Source organism: Hymenobacter psychrophilus, assembly GCF_900107135.1.
Classification (GTDB): Bacteria; Bacteroidota; Bacteroidia; order Cytophagales; family Hymenobacteraceae; genus Hymenobacter; species Hymenobacter psychrophilus.
Genome location: NZ_FNOV01000035.1, coordinates 1 through 4552, shown reverse-complemented (window position 1 = coordinate 4552; position 4552 = coordinate 1). Strand labels below are relative to the sequence as shown.

7 protein-coding genes are annotated in these 4552 nt (G+C 61.9%); 1 reads left to right on the top strand and 6 read right to left on the bottom strand.

The window, feature by feature from the left end; all coding sequences use genetic code 11:
- The first annotated feature begins 325 nt into the window (after nt 1-325).
- The gene (locus BLW21_RS20850; protein ID WP_175471083.1) at nt 326-1525 is read left to right on the top strand and encodes a tyrosine-type recombinase/integrase; all 1200 of its coding nucleotides are present in this window, start codon (nt 326-328) and stop codon (nt 1523-1525) included.
- Nucleotides 1526-1778: 253 nt separating this feature from the next.
- Here the strand turns inward: BLW21_RS20850 and BLW21_RS20845 are convergent, their stop codons facing one another.
- From BLW21_RS20845 to BLW21_RS20820, 6 genes are all read right to left on the bottom strand, one after another.
- Complete coding sequence (locus BLW21_RS20845) at nt 1779-2108, bottom strand: hypothetical protein (protein ID WP_092744029.1); 330 nt, start codon at nt 2106-2108, stop codon at nt 1779-1781.
- Between the two features lie 11 nt (nt 2109-2119).
- Nucleotides 2120-2578: a hypothetical protein gene (locus BLW21_RS20840; RefSeq protein WP_092744027.1), complete on the bottom strand. Its 459-nt coding sequence runs from the start codon at nt 2576-2578 to the stop codon at nt 2120-2122.
- A 153-nt stretch (nt 2579-2731) separates the two neighbouring features.
- Complete coding sequence (locus BLW21_RS20835) at nt 2732-3277, bottom strand: hypothetical protein (protein ID WP_092744025.1); 546 nt, start codon at nt 3275-3277, stop codon at nt 2732-2734.
- A gap of 139 nt (nt 3278-3416) precedes the next feature.
- Nucleotides 3417-3863, bottom strand: a complete 447-nt coding sequence (locus tag BLW21_RS20830) for a hypothetical protein (RefSeq protein WP_092744023.1) — start codon at nt 3861-3863, stop codon at nt 3417-3419.
- Nucleotides 3860-4051 (bottom strand): hypothetical protein, encoded by a 192-nt coding sequence (locus tag BLW21_RS20825; protein WP_092744021.1) that lies wholly within the window; start codon nt 4049-4051, stop codon nt 3860-3862. The genes BLW21_RS20830 and BLW21_RS20825 overlap by 4 nt, the downstream gene beginning before the upstream one ends.
- 27 nt (nt 4052-4078) lie before the next feature.
- A partial coding sequence (locus BLW21_RS20820; RefSeq protein WP_217633899.1) for a M15 family metallopeptidase occupies nt 4079-4552 on the bottom strand: 474 nt, incomplete at its 5' end.

Here is a 4552-nt window from a genome sequence, read left to right as displayed (position 1 = left end):
CTACCTTTGTTTCCCGCTAGGTAGAGAGTCCAACCGGCAGCACGCCCGACCGTTTCCATACGGCCGGGCGTTCTTGTTTGCCCCTTTTCGGCCCGGCCATGTGTGCGACCCCATCCCGTTACCCCCACTGTGTATACTGTTCAGAAAGCCCCGGGCGTTACCCCCTCCCGTGCCGACTGAGTAGGCCTCTACCCTATCCTCATCCGACACCTTTTCGACGCTTCTTTCACCCTGCCCATCCCGCTCCCACCCACTCGCTCCCACCGTCCCGGCCGCCCTATTCCTGCGGCACGGGACCATGCGCATACCACGCAACTATTCGCTTATGACTTTCCGGTTTGTCCTGAGAGTCGCCAAAGTAAACCAGGCCGGCAAAGCCCCGGTCTGCCTCTGTATCAGTGCCGGCGGTAAGCGGGCCTATTGTTCCACCTCTATTCGGTTAGACCCCGCCGCCTGGGATGTGATGGGCGAGAGGCAGGGCGGCAGCACGGACGCCGCCAAGCTCAACAACAATACCCTCTCTGTTATCAAGGCCGAAGCCATTGCCCTTATGCAGTCGCTTCCGGCCGCGCAACGTACTGCCCACCGGGTAGCGGCGGCCCTTCGGGGCACCGCCCCGGGTGCGCAGGTGTGCCTGCTCAAGACCGGCGACGCCACGCTGGCCACGCACTTTGCCAGCCGCAACGTGAGTACGCTGCAGAACTTCACCCGCGCCCTCCAACTCTTACGCACCTGGCACAAGGCCTCTACCCTTCCGCAGGAACAGTTCGATGAGGACGCCCGCAAACGGTTCGTGGCCTGGCTACTCAATCATCAAGCCCTTAGCCCTTCCTCGGTACGGAGCTACCTTTCAGGGCTGGCGGCCTTGTGGGCGCGGGCGGGGCTGATGACCGAGCGGGGGCGCGGGCCGTTCGCGGGGCTGAAACTACCCCGGCACCGGCCCGAACCCCGGGCCTCGCTCAGTCGGCAGCAGTTCGCCCGGCTGGCTACGGGAGGCCTGCCAACGGGCGGCCAGCACGAAGCCCGCAACCTGTACTTAGCCTGTTTCTACCTGCACGGCTCGCGCATCGGGGTGGTGTTACAGCTCAGGTGGGGCGACGTGCGGGAAGGAAGGGTGTACTACCGGGCCGCGAAGGGCGGGCCGCACAAGTCGGTAGCGGTCAGCGGGCCGCTTCGGGCGCTGCTGGGAGAATCCGGCCCGGCTGATGGGTTCGTGTTCGACTACCTGCCTTCGGACTTCTTCGCGCTCGACAAAGCAGCGCAGCACCGGGCTATCAAACGGGCCAATACGAAAGTAAACTGGCACCTACGGGCCGCGTGCCGGGCGCTCGACTTGCCGGGTAATATCCACCCCCACACGGCCCGGCACACGATGGCCAGGATGACCGTAGAAGCCACGGGCGATATTCGGGCGGCACAACACGTCCTGGGACACAGCACCTACCAGCAGACGGAAGTATACGTGCGGTCGATGCTGACGGAGGAAGTCGATGCGGCGGCGGCCTCGGTGTACGATTCGCTGTAGTTTCTTTCGGCTCCTTTCGTCACAACAACAACCGAAAAGCCCGCCTCCGTAACAGAGGCGGGCTTTTCTTTCGTGTTTCTTTCAGGCTTCTATATTGTTTGCCAACCCCTCACAACTCCCCCGTAACCCACCACTTCACCCCACCAGCCACCAGCCCCACCAGTAGACACACCAGTAGTTTTAACCACCAGGGAGACGGGGAAGGGTCATAGGAGTTGGCGGGGTAGCGGGGCATGGGGTGCAAGATAGGCGGTTACTTCATACGTCGCCACACTTCCACGGCAAGGCGTAGGTGGCGCGGAAACCCTTGTGCCACCATTGCCTTAATCGAGCCTTCCGTGTGGCCGGTAATGGCGGCTACATCGGCCAGCGTCCAGCCAAGGTCTTTACGCATAGCCTTGAAGGCGGCTTTGCATTCGGCTTCGTCTGCCCACAGTTCCAGCGACTCCCCGGCGGCGGCTCGTTTGGCCGCCTCCTGTTTCCAGGAAAGGAAGGCGGCCGGCTTATCGTAGCAGTAGTCCAACCGTTCGGGGTTATTGGCTACCCATTCGTTTACGTGGTCGGCGGCTTGCTCAGTAGTCATAGTAGTAGCGATTAGGCGTTGAGGGTAGTAGTAGCGGCGGCTACGTCAGCAGCGGTGATGTTGAGGTCGGACAGGTCGGCGGCATCCAGCTGGCCAAACTGGCTGATGTGCGCGAAGTGGAAGAAGGTTTCACCGTTGCGAACGAAGAGCTTAGCGCCACCGGCAATGGCCGAGCGGGTGGTGGCAACCATAACCACATCCTTGCGGCCTTCAATGCGACGAACCACGAAGGCGGCGTTGCCAGCGGTGTGCAGGATGTCGTAGTTGGCGGTTACGGGGTTGGCCAGGTCGGCAGAGAAGTTGGGGTTGCTGATGGTTTCCATGATGGCGGTGGTGATCGTGTTAACGGTTTGTTTGGCGGCAGCCCAGGCCGAACGAAGGGCAGTGGAGAAACGCACTTTGTAGGCTACTACTGCCGAGGCAACTTTGGCGGCGGCGTGGGCGGCGAGGAAGATGGCGGAAGTAGTCATGGCGCTGTGTGTTTGTCGTTGTTTGATGTTGTAAAGTTAAACATATTTACCATATAGTCAATACAAAGGTTAAATATAATTTACATTTAACACGCAAAAAGCCCGTTCCTGACGCAGGAACGGGCTTTTTGCTTACGTATAAAATTCGGGCAACTACACCAACCGGCGCAACAACACCATGATAGCCGGCCACAGCAGCCACACGGCCGCTCCGGCTGCCAGCCACGGCCAGTAGCCGAGCACCCGTTTCCACCACGGCACGGCGGCCACGTCGGTGCGCGTCTGCACAATACCCGGCCCGGCTGCTGCCTGCGCGTTCTTGGCGGCGGTGGCCACTTGTACGGAGCTACCCGAATCAGCCAGCACGACGGGAGCCTTCGGTTTGTAGGCTGCTACCACGGACGTAGCCAGCGGGGCATTCACGGCGGCCCGGCCCTGGAATAGCGGAACGGTGCGGGGCTGGGCTCGCAGGTTCTTTCGGTACTGTCGGTGCTCCCGCCCGGGGGCGTCGGGTGCGGGGGCTACCGGTGCCATGGGTAAACCGGTTGTCATGGCACCGGTGCCAACTGGCGGGGCCATGGGTAAACCGGTTGGTGTGGTCGGCGGCACCATGGTATCGGCCGAACCGGTTGCCACGTCGCGCCCGGTTCGGCAGCCGCTCAGCAGCAGGGCGGCGGCTATTAGCAGGGTGGCTCTCATAGCATCCCAGGGATTGAAGACGTGGGCTTTGCGCTGGCACGAAGGGCTGCGTTCAGTGCCGCGTAGTTGGCAGCAGGCATGGGCTTGCAGCCAGCAAAGAGCTTGTTGGCCAGTGCCACAGTCTTAATGGTTTGGTTGGTCATTTCGATAGCAGAAAGGCAATGAGAGAAAGCACTACTACCCCACCGAGCTTCAGCCACGCGAAGGCACGGCCTGTCAGCCCCCGCGCGCGAATCCGTTTATCGGTGGCAGCGGTTTGCGGATCGGTGCCAAGGTAGTAGCGAGGCAGTAGCCGCCGAAGGTTCAGGCGGATGTCGAAGCGGAGCCCGAACAGGCAGGCAGCGGCCCCAGCGGCGAGTAGCGGGGCCAGGCCGTTCCACCAATGCTCGATACCACGCGGCGCGTAGGCCAGCAGCACGAACCCCGCCACCGCTACCAGCCGTTCGCGGGTTTCCCAGAGGTGCGAGATGTTAAACCCGCGCTGTATCTGGTAGGCGTTGGAGCCGGCCGTAACGCCCGCATACACGAACGTGGCGGCCAGCACCAGCAGCAGCGGCGGCAGGCCGGGGAGTAAGGCGGCTATCATACCCGGTCGGTCTTGCGGCCTACCACGTACACGATGCCGGCCAATACAGTGAACAGGCCAGCAGCGTAGAGGCTACCGCCGTGGTCGCCGTGCACGGAGATGTCGCGTACCCCGTAAGCGGTGGCCACCAGGGCGAACAGCAGCAGGGCGAAGAAAGCGAACTTGGTACCAGTTGAGAGGGTTTTCATGGGTGTAGGGGTAAGAGTGAAAGAGAATTAAGAGGCTACTTCGAAGTGCATGAAATCGTAGTTCTTTTCAAGGCCAAGGTTCACGAAGCCGTGCTTGTAGAAAATGGCCATCAGGGGCTTGTATTCCGGGCGGGCAAAGCGGGCGGTGCGCTTGGTTTCGCGTAGCAGGTTGCGGGCCGGGTCTAAGTCGATAGCAATACCCCACGCGTGCCGGCTCCAGGAGGTACCCCCACGCATCGGGCGGTAGTTGTAGCAGCCACCGTACAGGTCGATACCCAGCCGCTGCAATTCAGGCAGGCCGTAGTGCGCCAGCAGGTCGGTGAACACGGCCAGCAATCGACCCGCAATCAGCTTGTGGCACTGGATAGCGCCCACGGTTTGGGATAGGTCCCAGGCCACGCGCATCCGGTAAGGCAGCTTGATGGCGACTAGGTTGGCCGCGCCCGGCCTGCCGTACTTGGCCGTGATTTCGGCGGTTGTCAGTAGTTTCATTGGGCGGGG

What these genes read in the sequence shown, in the direction of transcription:
- BLW21_RS20850 (WP_175471083.1), top strand. Translation starts at nt 326, where the DNA reads ATGACTTTCCGGTTTGTCCTGAGAGTCGCCAAAGTAAACCAGGCCGGC.
- BLW21_RS20845 (WP_092744029.1), bottom strand. Translation starts at nt 2,108, where the DNA reads ATGACTACTGAGCAAGCCGCCGACCACGTAAACGAATGGGTAGCCAAT.
- BLW21_RS20840 (WP_092744027.1), bottom strand. Translation starts at nt 2,578, where the DNA reads ATGACTACTTCCGCCATCTTCCTCGCCGCCCACGCCGCCGCCAAAGTT.
- BLW21_RS20835 (WP_092744025.1), bottom strand. Translation starts at nt 3,277, where the DNA reads ATGAGAGCCACCCTGCTAATAGCCGCCGCCCTGCTGCTGAGCGGCTGC.
- BLW21_RS20830 (WP_092744023.1), bottom strand. Translation starts at nt 3,863, where the DNA reads ATGATAGCCGCCTTACTCCCCGGCCTGCCGCCGCTGCTGCTGGTGCTG.
- BLW21_RS20825 (WP_092744021.1), bottom strand. Translation starts at nt 4,051, where the DNA reads ATGAAAACCCTCTCAACTGGTACCAAGTTCGCTTTCTTCGCCCTGCTG.